Genomic DNA, 15,821 nt, shown 5'->3' on the forward strand with positions numbered 1-15,821 from the left:
CAAACAAACACGACACACTATCGAGATCCCAAACAACACACCCAAGAGGGTTTGGAAAGCCGTCCGGCTCTCCTCTTCCCTCAAGGCCTGGAGTAGATTAGCCGGACCGTCTGACGCTCGTCAAGCTCGAAATCGGTGATCCCGGTCTCTTTCGAGTCCGTCGCCGACATCGATGATGCCGCAGCCCGACTATCTATTTCTCCATGCCACCGCACTCGCCCGCAGGCTCGCGCGGCAGCGAGGAGTAATTTAGGCATATCCGCCGGGAGGACGTCAAACAGGTTGGAAGTGACGTCCGGCACTCAGGTGCCGCCACCGCTCCGCGGCCACAGTTAGGGTAACCGCATGGCTCCTCGCTCCTCCGGCGGCGACCGCGAACGCTACGCGGTGGACTACGACTGGCTGTGGCACCGGCGCGATCCGACAGCTGCGGCGATTCTGAGGGTGTCCGTCTCCCACCCCACGCCACAGTTGGCTGCACACGCCCTGGAGCGATTTCTCGCGACACTCCCCACCGATGCCAAGGGCGTGCAGGGGCGTGAAGGCTGGGCCGTGTTCCCAGTCGCCGGCGATCCGTCTGCCACGGTCAGCTCCATCGACATCGTGTCCGGGGGCGAGGACGTCTCCGATGGAATTCAAGCCGGTGCGGACGCCGTCTTCAACGCCTTGGCACAAGTCGACGGCATCGGCCTGGCCTGGCACCAGCTCACGACCGACACCGTTCTCGGCATCCCCGCCGCCCACACGTGCTCATCTGCGTCCCAGCGGGAACTCCCACTCACGCCGGATGAGCCCGTCCTCGATGACGAACACGTCTAGGGATCGCTCACCGTCATCATTGACCAACATCGTCGCAATCAGTCGCCGTTCACGATCACTCATCGCCTCAACACAACGGAACGTGGTGGCGGAGTTCGCGTAAGCGGACTTGATTGCACGCAGGTACCGCTCTTTCCCAACGATCTTGCGCTCACGGCTGCCGTCGATCAGAGTCCACTCGACTTGGGGGTGTAGGAACGTGGCATACGCACGCCAATCCCTCGCGTTCTCCGCGACGAAGAAGCGCGCCACGATCGACTCCAGCTCGCGGTCCGACAGCGCCTCCACGCTGTGATCCTACAAGCAGGCGTACTGGAGCACCTTGCCCGGTATGCGACACCCGGATAGTCTTTAGCGCCCCGGCAGCGAGGCGTTCAGACTCGACCAGTGCCAAGGCAGTGCTAAGGCATTGACCAGCCGGGCAGGGCCAGGAGCTTACGTGGACACTCGTACAGTCCTCGAAATCATCGGATGGATCGGATCCGGTCTCGTCGTCATCTCGCTCGTGGTAGCTAATCAGCGCACCTTCCGCGGCCTCAACCTCACCGGCTCACTCATAGCCACCGCGTACAACGTGGTCCTAGGGGTTTGGCCCGCCGTGGGCATGAACGCCACCATCGCACTCATCGACCTGTACTGGCTGCTGCGGCTGCGCGGCACCGCTCCGCTGACGGCCGATTCCGCGCCGGCTACGCACCGCGATGAACGCCCCTCAGTGGAGGATGTGCTGTCGGAGGATTGACCGCATGGACGACGTCGACGCGGTCAGAAGCAAGCCAAGTACGGCGGCAGAAACGGGTCGCAAGCGCGAAGCAGTGCCGGTGCACCAACCACAGCCTGGCCCCCGCCGCAGCGCGAGCAGCATCAGCGATGGGGCCGGGCGGTCGGCGCATACCGCAGCGTTGTTCATTGACTGAACGGACGGCAGGCACAGCCAAGTGGTCTATCCGGCGCCAGTGCCAGCGGCAGCGGCTGAGAGCTTGGCCGCCACCTCGCCTGATACCGAGGAGGCCCCGGCGCGTCGCCCTAAACCGCCACGACCACGCCAACGACCCCGCAGGAGTGCCATACCGGCGCCTGAAACAAGGAATCGTCCCACCCGGTCAACCGGGCGGGACGATCAATTCCACTTCAGCGGTGGAGCTAGGGGGATTCGAACCCCCGACCTTCTCATTGCGAACGAGACGCGCTACCAACTGCGCCATAGCCCCTGAGCACGGTAGATGGTAGCACCGCAGCCGCGGCGGCCCGCAAGTCGGGGCGCCGTGACTCACGCCACCGACAGCCGGCACCGGAAACCGTTGCCGCCCCCGGCCGCGTTTCAGGCGCCGGCGCGACGCCGTTCCAGCACCGCCTCCAGGTCGATGGGGTGGAACACCGGCTCATCCGCCCCCACCTCGGGATCGGCGATGGGGTAGGCGTGCGCGCTGCGCGGACGCTCGGGAACCGGCGCAGAGTCGAAGGGCTCCTCCGCGGGTGGCTCATAGCTACGACGCGGAGCGCGGGCGGCCAGCGTGTAGGTCGGCGCCGGAACGCTGACCGGGTGCCAGCCCTGCGGCGGCGTCGCCGGAGCCTTCGCCTCGCGCTGGTCGCCGCGCGTTTCAGCATCGACGGCCTCGGGGGTCGCAGTGGGCTCCTCGGTGGAAGCCTCCGCCGGAGTCGCCTTATCGCTCGGCTCCGATCCCTCCTGGGCACCGGCTGCTACGGCGGGCTCGTCGCGTTCGACGGCGTCGGATGCCACCGCCGCGGCTTTCGTCTCCTGCGCGCCTGTCACCTGCGCAGCCGTCTCTTGAGCCGGGGCCTCGGCGTCCGGCCGTGGCTGGGCCTGCTCATCCGCCTTTACAGACGCGTCCGCAAGCAACCGGCTCGCGGCGGAGCTGCCGGTCAGCGCCGTCAGTTCCCGTTCGAGTGCGGCAATACGACGACGCTCACGCCGGTCGGAGGCCGCCGAGGCGCGCGCCGCCCGTCGTCCCGCGAGCGCGGATCCTCCGAGCAGTGCACCGGGAATGGCAACAACCCACCACGGCATCGCAGAAACCGCGGCAACCACGACTGTGCCCGCCGTGACGCCGAGCAGGATCAGCGCGACCGTGGCGCGGTGGGAGGCGGCCACCCGGCGGTGCTCACGAGCGCGCTCATGCGCCTGGCGCAGGCGCACGAGCTCACGTTCCTTGCGCAGCGCCCGCACATTCCTGACTTCGGGCCTGTTCATCGCCCTCACCTCCGGTCGGCGTCGAAAGATCATGGCGTGCCCACCGCCGCAGCCCTCCCCGGAGACGGCTGCGCTCCCCGTTGCCAGAAGCCGCAGCCCCGAGGAGTAGCGGTCCTCCGCATTGGCCATGCTCATCGCCTCGCGGCGCCCGACCAGGAATGGCAGTAGGTACACGGCGAGAACCGCAACGAGTGCAAGCAGCGCCCACGTTTCGATTCCCACGGCTTAACCGTAAAGGGCACGGGCGGCGGAATTCGGGCACGACCGCGGCGTGTTGGCGCCGGTTGTGGCCGCGATTCCATTAGCAATTCCGTTCCGAATCCCCGGCCCGCATCACCCGTGCAACAGCTTTCACACTTGCCTCAGCCGCCCCACGAATCCGCCTGCCGGGGCGTCCTCCGCGACGACGGCGAAGGTGACATGATCCGCCCACTGCCCGTTAATGTGCATCAGCCCCCGCCGCACCCCCTCGGAGTGCAGTCCGAGGCGCCGGCACACGGCCAGGCTGCGCGCATTGCTCGGGCGCACGTCGATCTCCACCCGGTGCAGACCGACCCGGGCGCCAAGGAGATGGTCCAGCACCATCGCCACTGCCAGGGTCATTACTCCGCGTCCCTCCCACGGGGCGCCGATCCAGTAGCCCACGCTCGCGCACTCCAGCGCCCCCCAGCGGATGGAGGAAACCGACACCTGCCCCGCGAACACGCCGTCCACCTCCAGCACGAAGGGCATGGCCTCGCCGCGGCGCGCAAGTCGGTTCTGGGCGCGCACATAGTCGCGGAAGCTGCCTAGGGCGTCGGGGCTGTCCGGCGGCAGCGTCGCCTCCCAGGGGGTCAGTCGGGCGTCGTCGGCCAGGCGCAGCCGTCGCCAGGCCGACTCGTCGCCCACGCGGATGGGGCGCAGCGTCACGGTGCGCGGCCCGCGCGCCAGGCCGCGCGCGCTCACCCCCGACTCGGTCAGAACCTCCGGCCAGGGGAAGCGGTGCCCGCCCGGGTGCAACAGATCGCCGAGGTGTCCAATCGCCGTCGGTAAGCGGAGGTCAGGCATCGAGCAGCAGGCAGTACAGCGTGTCGCCGGCGACGATGGTCTGCGTGTCTTCGGGGACGACGGCGATCGCATTGGCCTGGGCCAGCGCCAGTAGACGCGTGCTGCCCGGCCGCCCCGTCGGCTCGGCGGTGTAGCCGCGCGCCGGCGAACCGCTCAGGTGTACGGGCACGAACTGCCGCTTGCGGGCCGGCGAGTGCCAGCCGGAAGCGAGCGTCGCGGGCACCGAGGCGCGATGCAGGTCCTGCCAGCCGGCGATCTGCCGCAGCACCGGGCGAATGAAGGTCTCGAAGGCGATCTGCGCGCTCACGGGGTCCCCGGGCAGGCAAAAGATCGGTGTGCCCTCGATCGTGCCCACGCCCAGCTGGCGTCCCGGCGACATGGCCACGGAGTCGAAGCGCACCGTACCCAGGGGCGTCAGCACGTCCTTGACCGTGTCGCCCTGGCCCACACTCAGGCCGCCGGTGGTGATGAGCACGTCGGCGCGCACCAACTGGTCCTCGATGGTCTCCGCCAGCGCCCCCAGTTCGTCGGGCACCGCCGCCACCCGGAAGGCCTGGCCGCCGGCATCGGTGACGGCGCACGCCAGGGCGTGGCCGTTGGCGTCGAAAACGTCGCCGGCCTCGCGGGCGCCGTCGGGCTCAACGAGTTCGTCCCCGACGGAGATGATGACCACGCGCGGCGCCGGATGCACCTTGACCCGGTGGCGGCCGATACCGGCCAGCAGCGCGATCTGACGCGCCGAAATGCGCGAGCCCTGCGGCAGCACGGTGGTGCCAGCCTGCACGTCCTCGGCCCGACGGCGCACGTTCTCTCCGGCGGTCACCATCGCCCGCACCTGCACGCGGGATTCACCGCGGTCCGTGTCCGCCCACGGCACCACGGCGTCGGCGCCCAGTGGTAGCGGGGCGCCGGAGTCGATGAGGATGGCCGCGCCCGGCACCAGGCGGGTGGGGCGCATGTCGCCGGCGCGCACGGCATCCATCACCTCCAGGGTGACGGGGCTTCCGGCCGCGGCATCGGCGACGTCGGCGGCGGCGACCGCATAGCCGTCCAGTCCGGCCAGGTCTACCGCGGGCAGGTCAAGGTCGGCGACGACGTCCTCGGCCAGCACGCAGCCGACCGCGTCCAGCAGCACCACGTCCAGGGGGGCCGCGGCCCGGGCGATCTCCAGGCAGGCCGCCAGGTGCTCAGCAACAGTGCGCATGTGGGCTTCGTCCTCCTCCTGCCCGGCCGTGTTCCCGGGCGTACCGCGCACCAGGCTACCTGGCCGCGTCGGACGGCCCGGCAGCAAACCGGGTTGCGGACCACCTGCGATAATGCAGTCATGAGCACTCGGGCACGCGTCCTGCCAGACACCAGTTCACTGGCGGCCGACGACGCCAAGGAGCAACTGCGCCGCGTTCTGCGCGAGCACCGCGCCGCCCACCACCGCCACCCCGAGCACGGTCACAATGACACCTGTGAGCGGCTCACCGCCCATATCCTCCAGGCCATCTCCGGCATGGACACGGTGGCCGCCTACGTGTCCGTGGGCCACGAGCCGTGCACCCGACTGCTACTGCAACAACTTGAAGAATCCGGCACGCGCGTGCTGTTGCCCGTGCTCGGCCCGCACCTGGCGCGCTCCTGGGGCTACTTCCACGGGGTCGCCGACCTGGCGGAGCGCTCCCCCGGCCGCCCGCCGGAGCCGAGCGGCGAGGTGCTGCCCGCCGCCGCCATTGCCGACGCCGAGGCCGTGATCGTGCCGGCACTCGCCGTCGACCGCTCGGGCCGGCGACTGGGCCAGGGCGGCGGCTGGTACGACCGGGTACTGCCACTGCGCCGCGTCGGCGTGCCGGTGTTCGCGGTGGTGCACGACGACGAGCTGGTGGCCGGGCCGTTGCCGACCCAGGCGCACGATGCACCCGTCGACGTCGTCATCACTCCCGACGAGTGGTTCCTGCTGGAGGGCTCGGCCTTCGCCGGCACCCCCACCGACCAGGACTGACCGCCGCCGGCACCCCTCGCCGCGGCCGCGCTGTCACCGCAGTCCACAGGGGCGGTTGGCGACACCCCACGCCCGCCCCATTCACAGGGCCGGCACGCGCGTGAGCGCGCTGTGCCACTTTGAGTCCATGTCTCGCCCTCGCCCCGGCCGCACGCCTCGTTCCAACCGCTCCCCACAACCCGGTGGGCGCCGCCTGACGCGCCCGTCCCTGCTGCTGTGGCGGCAACGCCACCTGGTGGTCGCCGTCTGTCTGGCCGCCGCCGTGATGGCGGCGCTCGGCGTGCTCCGCCCGGCACCGGAGGGTCTGCAGGAGGTGCTTGTAGCGGCCCGCCACGTCAACGCCGGTGCCGTGCTGACCGAGGCGGACATTGAGATGCGGGCGGTGGCGCAGTCCGCCCTGCCCGAGACCGGCCTGGCCGACACGGACGTGGTGGGCAGTCGCGCCGCGATCGCCCTGGAGGAGGGCACGGTGCTGACCACGTCCATGACGAGTGCGGCCCTGGCCACCACCCTGACGCCGTCGGAGCGGCTGGTGCAGGTGCCCATCGATGTTGGAGCGGAGTTGGCGGAGCCCGGAGCGCGGGTAGATGTGGTGGCCGAGCGCAGCGCCGCGGCGGCCGTCGGCGACGCGGGCAACTCCTCCGCCGTCGTGTGTGCGGGCGCGCGGGTGGTGCTCACGCAGCAGGAGGGCGATACCGACCGGTGGACCGCACAGACGAAGGTCACACTCGTTACGCTTGCTGTCCCGGCGGTGGACGCTAACCTAATCGTAGGCGCGGCCACGAATGGTGCGCTCGGCATTGTGCTGAGCCCATGACGTCGCCCGCCTCTTGCCATGCGGCCGCGGCCCGTCCCCGGGCTGCCGAGTCGCTCCCGCACCGTGACTTCCGCGAGTGGCACACCTGCGCCCTCGCTCCACACCGAAAGGCACCACATGCTCAAGGGATTCAAGGAGTTCATCGCCCAGGGCAACGTCCTGGAACTGGCCGTCGCCGTCATCATCGGTGGCGCCTTCGCCCCCATCGTTCAGGCCATCACCGACGTCATCATGGGCATCATCGGCGCCCTGGTGAAGCAGCCGAACTTCAACTCCGTGTTGCAGTTCTCCATCAACGGCTCCGACCCGATCCAGCCGGGCACGATCATCACCGCGCTCGTCAACTTCCTGCTCGTCGCCGCCGCCGTCTACTTCTGCGTCGTCGCGCCGATGAACAAGCTCACCGCGCGTCTGAAGAAGGAAGAGGAGGAGGCCGCCGAGCCCACCGACGTCGAGCTGCTGACCGAGATCCGCGACCTGCTCAAGCAGCAGGGCTGAGCCGATCACTGGCTCCCACCGGTCGGCCGTGACGCCGACGGTCGGAGCCAGGAGAAACGAAGTGGCGTCCGTCTTACGGCGGGCGCCACTTCATTTTGTCCGCGCGCGGCCTTCGCCGCTGCGGGCGGCTCAGCCCCAGTGGGGTGGCACTTCGCGCAGCAGCCGGGCGTCATTGGCGTGATCGGAGCCCTCACGGCCATTGACCCCGCCCTCGCGAGAACGGGCGTCGGTGAGCGCGTCCGTGCCGCGTCGACGCTCCGCCTCCGCCTGCGCCTGCGGTGCCTCGCCCCGGGCCACGCGAACCGCGTCCTGTGGGGACAGCGCGACGACGCGACGCCTACCACGCCTGCTACCGGCCCCCGCCACGTCGGGCGCCTCATCCGCGTCGTGTGTACGCGAATCGCCCATCGTTCAGCGGCTCCGGCGCACGGCGTTGGCCAGCACGGCGTCGATCCCGGCCCCATGGCGGGTCAGGGCCAGCGCCTCGCGCAGCTGCTCGACCTCCTCGGCCTCGCTGCGCTGTACGCCGTCGGAGCGGATCCAGGCGACGAGCTCGTCGAGCTGGTCGTCGGAGTAGGCCTGTAGCGGCAGCCCCTGCGCGATCGGCGGGCGTTCGCCGCGCACGGGCGCGTCGAGCAGGGTCTGGTGCGGGGAAGCCGTCTCCTCCGACTCTCCGGTCGCGCTTGACTCCGCCGGTTCGGCGGGATGGGCTTCGGCGTCCTCCACATGCTGCGTCAAGGGGGCGGCCGTCGCGGTCTCGGTGCGGGAGGCGAGCACCGCAAGCACCTGCGCCTCGATCTTGCTCGCCTCCCCCTCCACGTCGACGAACACGCCCGCGGAGTAGGCCATGTGCACGCGCCAGCCGCGCTGCTGGAGCCGCTCCACCCAATGCCGGTCACGCCGGCGCAGGCTCCGCTCCGCCACGTACTGCTCGTCGTCGGTAAGCACGGCGACCAGCAACTCACCCGGCAGGTCCGGGTGGCCGATGGCCAGCGGAATGCGCACCCCGCCTTCAATGCCGTAGCGGGGCACCACCACCAGCCCCTTGCGCCACAGGTGCTCGGCCAGCTCGACGAGCAGCCGCTCGGGAGCGACCTCCTCCTGCTGCGGGTACTGCGCGCCGGAGTCGGCGGCATGCACAAGCACCTCGCGCAGCAGTCGGGCACCGGGAGCGTGCAGGCGCTCGGCGTCGATGTCGTCGGGTCCCAGGCAGGACACGACCTGGGTGCTGCCGCGCGAGGCGCACAGCGCGTCCACAAGGCCGACCATGCCCCCGACGTCGCTAACCTCCCCGAAGTTGTGGATCGTGCGCCCGTGCGGAGTCTTGGCGTAGCCGACAGAGACGATGATGTGGTCGCGGCGCAGCGAGCGCGCCTCCCCCAGGTCCACGACGACGAAGGGCTCGGATACGCCCGTCTCGAAGTAGTCGGCCAGGGCCGGCGAGCCGGCAACGGCGGCGGTCGTGGCGCGGCGGATCTCCTCGGCGTGTCGGGCGTTGAGCGCGATGACGCCGAGGGACTGCTCGGGGTGGGTCAGGGCGTGGTCGATGATCAGGTCGACCACCCGGTTGACCTCCGCGGGAACCGACTCAACGGCGGTGTGCCCCGGAGCGGGCATGCCCCGGCCGTCGACCAGGGAAAGAGACAGGCGGGAGCGTCCCGGCGGCGCCGGGATCGCCTCAACGACGTCGTCGTAGCCGTTGGCGGCGAGGAAGCCGGCAATCTCCGCGTCCAGGGTGTTGCGGCCGGTCGGCAGCGTCACCCGCGGCAGCAGCGGGCCGAGTTCGGAGGCCAGCCCGGAGGTTGAGCGGCGGGGATCGCCGACGACGAGCACCTGCTCGGCGCGCACGAAGGCAGGCATGACCCGGGACACCGGCACGTGGGCGGAGGCGTCCAGGATCGCCAGGTCCACCACGGCGTCGGCGGTGAACACCTGCGGCACCAGCGTGGGCGGAATGATCCACACGGGCTTGGCGACCAGGGCCAGCGGGTGGGCGGCAATGATGTCGCGCAGTGGCACCCCCTCCTCCAGCGAGAGGGCACGGTACAGGCTGCGGGCGGCGTCCTTGTCGGCGTCGACGGTCTCACGGACGCGGCGGGTGCAGGCCTGGGCGACGGGGCCGGCCAGAGAGTCGGCCTGAGAGGCGTCCAGCTCGCGCAGGGATACGGCGAGGTCGTTGAGGGCGTCCGCGTCCAGTCCGCCCAGGTCGGGGTCGTCTTTCATGATCTGCCCGAGCAGGGAGTACCACCAGCAGTAGGTGAGCTCGTCATCAATCTGTGCCGGTTCCACATCGCGCGCCGCCAGGTCGTCCAGCAGCGGGGTCAGACCCAGATCGCTGAGGGCGGTGACCACGCGGTTGATCTCCGGGAGCTTGTGGACGGTGACGTCGTCGGCAGCCAGCACGCGGGCGCGCTGCTCCAACTCGGTCAGCGGCAGGTCCATCAGGACCAGGTCCGCGCCAACGATCGGCTGCAGCGCGGTCACGGCGTCGCGGGCGCGTTCGGCCACACGCTGCATCTGGTCCAGTCCCTGCGGCAGGTGCGGCCAGCCGCCCTCGGGGTCGTAGCGGCGCCACACCTCGCGGCGCTGCTGCACCTTGGCCAGCTCCCCGTGCAGGTCGGCCACTTCCCGCCCGGGGCGCACCAGGTCCCGCGCCTGCTTGACGAACCGGCGCCGGGCCGCATAGCCCATCTCCACGCTGTGCTCCTGGCGCCAGTGCTTCGAGGCGGTGGCAATGACCATGTCGGCCGCAGAGCGTTCGAAGACCTCGGGCAAGAAGACGTCCAGGGAGTCGCGCACGCCGTCGAGCATTTCCAGCTGCTCGCACCACTGGCCGAGCGTTTCGGCGCGGGTGATGCCGGTGGAGGTGTGCACCGCCTCAATATGCTCACCGACGGCGGGCAGCAGCTCGTCGGCAAGCCGGGTCAATCGGGCCAGCGCGTCGGTGGCCTCGTCGACGTCGGCCACGGCCATACCATTCCAGGCCGAATCCGCCAGGGCGGAGGTGAACAGGCCGAGCGCGTGGGCTCGGTGCAGCAGTTCGGACGCGCGCCGGCGTCCGTCGGCGTTCAGGCGCTCCAGGTGTCCGGGGGCGACGCGGGCGTTGGTGCGGGCGCGCCCGGAGGTGAGCTCGGCGAGTTGCTGCAGCGCGTCGTAGGCGGAGGCACCCCACGGTTCGCGCGGCTTGTGCAGGGCGGTCACGTAGCGGGAGAGCTTCTCGCGCACGGAGGTCAGGCGGTTGCGCATGCCGACAATGGCGGTCACATCCAGGTCGGGAACGTTGACGCCCATGGCGGTCTTGATTTCCTCGGCCGCGTGACGCCGCCAGGCGGGGTCCTCGGTGAGGTCGATCACGATGGAGCCCAGGCCGAGTTCGCGCAGGGCGGCGGCTACGGCGTGCCCGTCGGCGCTGGTGGCGGGCACGTGCAGCACGGTGCGGCCCAGGGCGGCGGCGTCGGCCATGATGGCGGCGAGGACGGCGGCCACGTCGGAGCCGGGTGGCGCATCCAGCAGCAGGGAGGCGCCGGAGCCCACCGCCTCGACGGCGTCGAGTTGAGCCGGATCCAGGTCGCCCACGCCCCGCTCGCTTTCGGGTGCGCGGTCGGTGGGGTTGGGCTCAGGCAGGGCCACATCCAGGGCGGCCCGGGCCTCGGCGTCGCCGGCGAGCGCGGCCACGAGCGCAGAGGTACGGGCGCGGTCGACGGTGGCGTCAAAGTCCTCGAGGAGCGCCTGCCCGGGGTGGACGAAGGCGCCGACAACGAGCCGCTCGTGGATCTCGAAGCCGGGCAGGAACTCGCGTCCGAGCGAGCCGATGCCGCTGAGCGCGTCGCGCGGGGTGAAGCCGTCGTCGGCCAGGGTGGCGCGGGCGACGACGTCGACGTCCACCGTGCAGCCGTGGCGACGCAGTGCCCGCGTCAGGACCGGGTTGACCTCGATCGACGTGTCCAATGTGATGGCGGCATCCGCGCCGGCACTGGACAGCCGCACCGGCCGCAGTAGCACGGGGGCGCTGACGGTGCGCACGGCGACCGGCCGGTCGGAGGGCGCGTCGGTGTCGGTCACGTCGGCGGCAGGCGTGGCGGAGGGCGCCGCTTCGGGAGCCTCCGGATCGGTGCTGCCATCGACGGAGGCGTCAGCCTCGGCGTTCGTGGCGGCTTGTGCGGCGTCGGGGCCGGCTAAGGCAGCGTCGTCTGCCGGGCTGGACGCGGGGAAGACGTCGTCGTCATCCGCTGTGGGTACCGGCTCGGTCCAGCCGGCCACGCCGATGGCCAGGTACACGGGAGCCACGCCGAACCGACGGGAGAGCTGGTCGGTGCGGCTGGCGAGTTCACGCAGAGACTGCCGGGCGATGCCGAGTGCGACGCGCTCGCGCACGAGGCTGCCCAGGTGGGTGGGGCGGCCTGCGTACAGCTGGGCGAGGCCGGAGGGGTGGGCGGCGGTCAGGTCGACAATGCCGTCGCGGTCTGAGAAGGCGTCGAGGCTGGAGGTGCCGCCGAGGTCGGCCAGTTCCTGGCGCCAGTCTTCGAGGGCCGCGTCGATACGGGCCCGACGCTCGGCGTCCGACACCGGGGTGCCACCGGACTGCGTGGCCGCGGTGGACTCCGCGGGCAGGTCGGCGTCCTCGGGGTCGCGCGTCTGTGCCCCGGCGTCGTGCCGGTTGCGGCCCAGAGAGAACAGTGGAGGCGTCATATTTCCTCACGATATCCGCCCGGCCGCGGCGGGCGGCGCCGACTCACCGATGGCGCGGGGATCTGCGCCGATGTCCCCTACGGAGCCACACCGGCACAACGAAAAGCCGCCTGCCTAATGGGTTCTTCATGTTTGTGGATGTGGTGGTTCGGGTCGGGGCTGCGATGTGGGTGGTCGTTCTCGGGTGTAGGAGGTCATGTTCGGGTCGGCGAGGTCGTTCTCGGTGGGTGCCGACGCGCCGAATACGACCTCATCGGCCCCAAACCCTCCACGTTCGGGAGGGTTTCGGGCTGACGAGGACGTGTTCGGCCAGCGCAGGTCGTTCTCGGGTCGGCGAGGACGTTCTCGGACGTACAAGGACGTGTTCGGGTCGCCGAGGACGTCGTCGGCCCGGGCGGGGACGCCCTCGCCGCCGGCCGGACGGTCGTCGACGACGCGGGATAGACCTTCACGACGCCGGCCAGCCGCCGAAGACGCTGCCCGGGAGGGCTGTGTTGTCTCATGCTTTCAGCGCTGTCGGGTCTTATGGCTTCCGGGAGTGCCAGATGTTGTGAGGTTCGGGTCTGACTCGTGCCATAGCGCATCCGCCGCGACGGTGCGGTCGGGTGCGAGCAGGGGCCTTGTGAGCCAGGGAATAGCCGGACCACTGTCCCTACATGGACCGCCCAGCCTCATTTGGACCGCCCAGCCTCTACTTGGACCGCTCTAGACGCCGTCTCAGGCGGTCCAACCGGAGGAACGCGGTCCAACCGGGGGAACGGGGTCCAAGTAGGTGCATCCCTCCTGCGCCTGCGGGACTCGCCTGTCCGAATGTGCGGTCAGCCGCCCGTCTGGGGCCCCACCCCGGCGGACCGGCCGCCTTCACTTCGCCCCACGCCCGCCACGCGACCCGGCTGCGCCCACAAACCCATCGACAGGCTCGCCTAGAAGCGGGACCGCCTACTACGCCGCTTCCTGGTCTGCTACGCCGCTTCCTGGTCTGCTACGCCGCTTCGGGGTTAACAACGCCGGTTAACCGTCTGCTGAAGGAACCGCAGGTGCACAGCAGAACGTCAAGTAGCGTCGTTAACGCCCAACCGGCACACCAGACACCCCACCCCGTGTTATGGCTCAGGACATCGGTGACAGTTCTGCCGCAGCCCGCCACAACCACCACACCCCAAACCGGAAAAGCCGATTTGGACCGCCCCAGTGGCGCACAACGGCGGTCCAAATGGAGGCTGACGGTCCACACAGAGGAAAGCGGTCCGAACAGTACGGTCCGGCGGCGGGCAGCCTCACAGCACGCCGGTCTACAGCGGCACGCTCGCACCGAAAACCCCGAAACCCGGCGTCTCCACGGCAGTCCGGCCTAAAGCAGCACGTTCGCACTGATGGCCCGCTTTCCGCGTGGTTGTGCGGGAAGGCGGCTGGTGCCCCCGGCGCGATTCGAACGCGCGACACCCGCTTTAGGAGAGCGGTGCTCTATCCCCTGAGCTACGAGGGCCGGCTGAGTACGGCTGCGATCCTACCCGATCGCAACCCGTCCCCAATTCCGTCGCCGGTTCGAGTGGTGCCGACCGCGTGCGCGACCGGCATCGCCGCCGTCAGGCGCGCGACCAGGGGGTGGTCTGAGTACGGCCCACGCGGACATCCTTTTCCCGGGTGCGGGCGGGAACCACCATGATCGGGCAGGAGGCGTGCGAGAGCACACCCTGGCTGACCGAGCCCAGCAACAGCCCGGAGAAGCCGCCGCGGCCGCGAGAACCGACCACCACCAGATCAACCGCGGTGGAGAACTCAGACAAGAGTTCGGCCGCGTTACCGTCCAGGGCGTGGCGACGCACCACGACGTCGGGGTGGCCCTCGGTGGCCTCGGCGATGGCCCGGTCCAGGCCGGAGCGCACATCGGTGAGAACCTGCTCGCGATCAACGGCGGCAGGCAACCAGGCGAGCGCCCCCGCGCCGGAAGCCATGGGGACGGCGGCGATAGCGGTCAACTCGGCACCCCAGGCCTCGGCTTCACGCACCGCCCAGCTCAAGGCCTTGCGTGCCGAATCGGAACCGTCGACGCCAACAATAATGCGGCGCACGGGGGTGAAAGCGGAACCCTCCGTGTGGCGCGGAACCACGACGGCGGGGCAGCGGCTGTGCGCCGGCAGCGCCGAGGACACGGTTCCAAGCAGCCGGTCGGCGAAGCCGCCACCGCCGCGGGTGCCCACCACGGCGAGGGTGGCGTCCGCGGACAGGTCAACCAGCACGCCGGCGGGATCTCCCGTCTCCAGGGAACTGGTCACGGTTACGCCCCGCCCCTGAGCGCGGGCTACCGCCTCGTTGACGACCGCTTCGGCGCCGGAGCGCACGGCCGAGTCGTCCAGAGCAGCGTAGCCGCCGTCGAGCGAGGCGGTGGTAAAGGAAGGCAGGGAGTAGGCGCATAGGATGTGCACGCGCCAGCCGCTGCAGGCCGCACGGTCAACCGCCCAGTCAACCGCCTCCAGGGATTCGGGTGAGCCGTCAACTCCGACGAGGACGACCTTGTCTTCAGCCATGGGTTGTGCCCCTTTCTTCGAGCATCGGGTACTCGACCCGACTCATTGTGCCCCGCGGGCGGGCGTGTTCCAAAACACGTTTTGAAGATAGCACGTGGGGGCGACCGGCCGCCTGGCCGGTCGCCCCCACGTTAGGAAGCGGTTAAGCGTACGGTTCAGCCCACGCGCACGTACTGCGGGGAGCCGTACACGGCGCGGTAGGACACGCCGACGCTCGGGTTGCCGGCGTCGATCATCATGCCGCCGCCCGCGTAAATCCCGACGTGGCCGCCGTAGTAGACGATGTCGCCCGGCTGGGCCGCAGCCGCGGACACGATCGTGCCGGAGGCGCCCTGAGCATAGGAGGTACGCGGCAGGGAGATGCCGGCCTGGGCGTAGACGTACTGGACCAGCCCGGAGCAGTCGAAGCCGCCGTTGGCCGGGTTGTTGGAGCCGTAGACGTAGGCCATGCCGGTGTACTGCATGGCGATGTTGACGATCGAGTTGCCGGAGGGGTTGGCGACCGCGGTGGTGGCCGCAGCCTGGGTGGCGTCGGCGCTGGCCTCGGCAGCGTTCGCGGTTGCGGTCGCGTCCGTGTCAGCGGCGTCCGCGGCGACTTCGGTCTCCTCGGCCTCGGGCTCCTCCTCGACCTCAATGACCGGGGCCTCGGCGGTCGGGTTGTCCACGTTCTCGACGTCGCTGGGGACGGAGACGGACTCGGCGACCTGCACGGCCTCATTGGTGGAGACGGCAGTGCGCGCCTCGGCGGCGAGCGCACCCACGCCCTGAGTCTCAAGTGAGCCGGCGGACTGCGCGGCCTCGTTGGTGTTCGCGGCGGAGGCACCGGAGGCGATCATGCCCAGGGCCAGACCCGAGGATGCGGCCACTGCGAAGCCACGGCGGGCGACCGGAGCGACTGAGTGCATCGGGGTCAACGGCCGAGCGGCCTTACGGTGCCGAGCCGAGGTGCGTGTAGTCATGTAGTGGTTCTCCTCTGAGATGCCGACGAGGTGAGCTGTCGGGTTCGGACTGGAGACGCCCGGCCCGCATCACGCGGGCTTCACCCCAAGGCTCCAGTCAATGCCGGAGCCGCTTTTGGTTCCCCCGTTCCTGCCTTGGTATGTGGGATATGGCTGCCGGAACCGAGCGGCAGGATTAGGCCTCGTTTCCAGCGCCGCGAGCGGCTAGCGCCCGCAACGGTGAACACGTTACCCGAAGAGCCCTCCCCGCGTCACGGCGGGATCA

General features: G+C 70.2%; 13 protein-coding genes, 2 tRNA genes and 1 riboswitch. Of the genes, 5 read left to right on the top strand and 10 right to left on the bottom strand.

Annotated elements, in window-relative coordinates:
* Nucleotides 1-345: 345 nt before the first annotated feature.
* The gene (locus BN1056_RS09820) at nt 346-819 is read left to right on the top strand and encodes a hypothetical protein (protein ID WP_210580787.1); all 474 of its coding nucleotides are present in this window, start codon (nt 346-348) and stop codon (nt 817-819) included.
* Here BN1056_RS09820 and BN1056_RS09825 read toward each other — a convergent pair.
* On the bottom strand, nt 751-1,107 hold the full coding sequence (locus BN1056_RS09825; protein WP_244671637.1) for a nuclear transport factor 2 family protein: 357 nt from the start codon (nt 1,105-1,107) through the stop codon (nt 751-753). The genes BN1056_RS09820 and BN1056_RS09825 overlap by 69 nt on opposite strands.
* Nucleotides 1,108-1,258: 151 nt before the next feature.
* Between BN1056_RS09825 and BN1056_RS09830 the strand changes: the two genes are divergently transcribed.
* Entirely contained in the window at nt 1,259-1,561 is a 303-nt protein-coding gene (locus BN1056_RS09830) for a YgjV family protein (protein WP_073329223.1), read from the top strand.
* 396 nt (nt 1,562-1,957) lie between these two features.
* Here BN1056_RS09830 and BN1056_RS09835 read toward each other — a convergent pair.
* From BN1056_RS09835 to BN1056_RS09850, 4 genes are all read right to left on the bottom strand, one after another.
* Nucleotides 1,958-2,030, bottom strand: a tRNA-Ala gene (locus BN1056_RS09835).
* A gap of 110 nt (nt 2,031-2,140) precedes the next feature.
* On the bottom strand, nt 2,141-3,253 hold the full coding sequence (locus BN1056_RS09840) for a hypothetical protein (protein ID WP_210580789.1): 1,113 nt from the start codon (nt 3,251-3,253) through the stop codon (nt 2,141-2,143).
* 129 nt (nt 3,254-3,382) lie between these two features.
* Nucleotides 3,383-4,078, bottom strand: coding sequence for a GNAT family N-acetyltransferase (locus BN1056_RS09845; RefSeq protein WP_210580800.1), 696 nt, complete (start codon nt 4,076-4,078; stop codon nt 3,383-3,385).
* Complete coding sequence (locus BN1056_RS09850) at nt 4,071-5,282, bottom strand: molybdopterin molybdotransferase MoeA (protein WP_210580801.1); 1,212 nt, start codon at nt 5,280-5,282, stop codon at nt 4,071-4,073. Before BN1056_RS09850 ends, BN1056_RS09845 begins: the two co-directional genes overlap by 8 nt.
* Before the next feature lie 120 nt (nt 5,283-5,402).
* On the opposite strand from BN1056_RS09850, the gene BN1056_RS09855 reads away from it, so the two are divergent.
* The 3 genes from BN1056_RS09855 to mscL all read left to right on the top strand — a co-directional run bounded on the left by BN1056_RS09855 (nt 5,403) and on the right by mscL (nt 7,380).
* Nucleotides 5,403-6,065, top strand: coding sequence for a 5-formyltetrahydrofolate cyclo-ligase (locus tag BN1056_RS09855; protein ID WP_210580802.1), 663 nt, complete (start codon nt 5,403-5,405; stop codon nt 6,063-6,065).
* 127 nt (nt 6,066-6,192) lie between these two features.
* Nucleotides 6,193-6,882, top strand: coding sequence for an RcpC/CpaB family pilus assembly protein (locus BN1056_RS09860; RefSeq protein ID WP_342343947.1), 690 nt, complete (start codon nt 6,193-6,195; stop codon nt 6,880-6,882).
* 117 nt (nt 6,883-6,999) lie between these two features.
* A complete protein-coding gene (gene mscL, locus BN1056_RS09865) occupies nt 7,000-7,380 on the top strand; it encodes a large conductance mechanosensitive channel protein MscL (RefSeq protein ID WP_073329218.1) in 381 nt (126 codons plus the stop codon).
* A 129-nt stretch (nt 7,381-7,509) separates the two neighbouring features.
* On the opposite strand, the gene BN1056_RS09870 is transcribed toward mscL, so the two are convergent.
* The 5 genes from BN1056_RS09870 to BN1056_RS09890 form a co-directional block, all read right to left on the bottom strand.
* Nucleotides 7,510-7,788 (bottom strand): transcriptional regulator, encoded by a 279-nt coding sequence (locus BN1056_RS09870; protein WP_244671638.1) that lies wholly within the window; start codon nt 7,786-7,788, stop codon nt 7,510-7,512.
* 3 nt (nt 7,789-7,791) lie between these two features.
* Nucleotides 7,792-12,069, bottom strand: a complete 4,278-nt coding sequence (locus BN1056_RS09875) for a DNA helicase (RefSeq protein WP_210580803.1) — start codon at nt 12,067-12,069, stop codon at nt 7,792-7,794.
* A gap of 1,410 nt (nt 12,070-13,479) precedes the next feature.
* Nucleotides 13,480-13,555, bottom strand: a tRNA-Arg gene (locus BN1056_RS09880).
* Nucleotides 13,556-13,655: 100 nt separating this feature from the next.
* On the bottom strand, nt 13,656-14,597 hold the full coding sequence (locus tag BN1056_RS09885) for a universal stress protein (protein WP_210580804.1): 942 nt from the start codon (nt 14,595-14,597) through the stop codon (nt 13,656-13,658).
* Between the two features lie 155 nt (nt 14,598-14,752).
* On the bottom strand, nt 14,753-15,556 hold the full coding sequence (locus tag BN1056_RS09890) for a C40 family peptidase (RefSeq protein WP_210580805.1): 804 nt from the start codon (nt 15,554-15,556) through the stop codon (nt 14,753-14,755).
* A gap of 5 nt (nt 15,557-15,561) precedes the next feature.
* A riboswitch (cyclic di-AMP (ydaO/yuaA leader) is annotated at nt 15,562-15,721 on the bottom strand.
* Nucleotides 15,722-15,821: the final 100 nt, after the last annotated feature.

This window comes from Actinomyces succiniciruminis (assembly GCF_900002405.1).
Classification (GTDB): Bacteria; Actinomycetota; Actinomycetes; order Actinomycetales; family Actinomycetaceae; genus Actinomyces; species Actinomyces succiniciruminis.

What these genes read in the sequence shown, in the direction of transcription:
- BN1056_RS09820 (WP_210580787.1), top strand. Translation starts at nt 346, where the DNA reads ATGGCTCCTCGCTCCTCCGGCGGCGACCGCGAACGCTACGCGGTGGAC.
- BN1056_RS09845 (WP_210580800.1), bottom strand. Translation starts at nt 4,078, where the DNA reads ATGCCTGACCTCCGCTTACCGACGGCGATTGGACACCTCGGCGATCTG.
- BN1056_RS09850 (WP_210580801.1), bottom strand. Translation starts at nt 5,282, where the DNA reads ATGCGCACTGTTGCTGAGCACCTGGCGGCCTGCCTGGAGATCGCCCGG.
- BN1056_RS09855 (WP_210580802.1), top strand. Translation starts at nt 5,403, where the DNA reads ATGAGCACTCGGGCACGCGTCCTGCCAGACACCAGTTCACTGGCGGCC.
- BN1056_RS09860 (WP_342343947.1), top strand. Translation starts at nt 6,193, where the DNA reads ATGTCTCGCCCTCGCCCCGGCCGCACGCCTCGTTCCAACCGCTCCCCA.
- mscL (WP_073329218.1), top strand. Translation starts at nt 7,000, where the DNA reads ATGCTCAAGGGATTCAAGGAGTTCATCGCCCAGGGCAACGTCCTGGAA.
- BN1056_RS09870 (WP_244671638.1), bottom strand. Translation starts at nt 7,788, where the DNA reads ATGGGCGATTCGCGTACACACGACGCGGATGAGGCGCCCGACGTGGCG.
- BN1056_RS09875 (WP_210580803.1), bottom strand. Translation starts at nt 12,069, where the DNA reads ATGACGCCTCCACTGTTCTCTCTGGGCCGCAACCGGCACGACGCCGGG.
- BN1056_RS09885 (WP_210580804.1), bottom strand. Translation starts at nt 14,597, where the DNA reads ATGGCTGAAGACAAGGTCGTCCTCGTCGGAGTTGACGGCTCACCCGAA.
- BN1056_RS09890 (WP_210580805.1), bottom strand. Translation starts at nt 15,556, where the DNA reads ATGACTACACGCACCTCGGCTCGGCACCGTAAGGCCGCTCGGCCGTTG.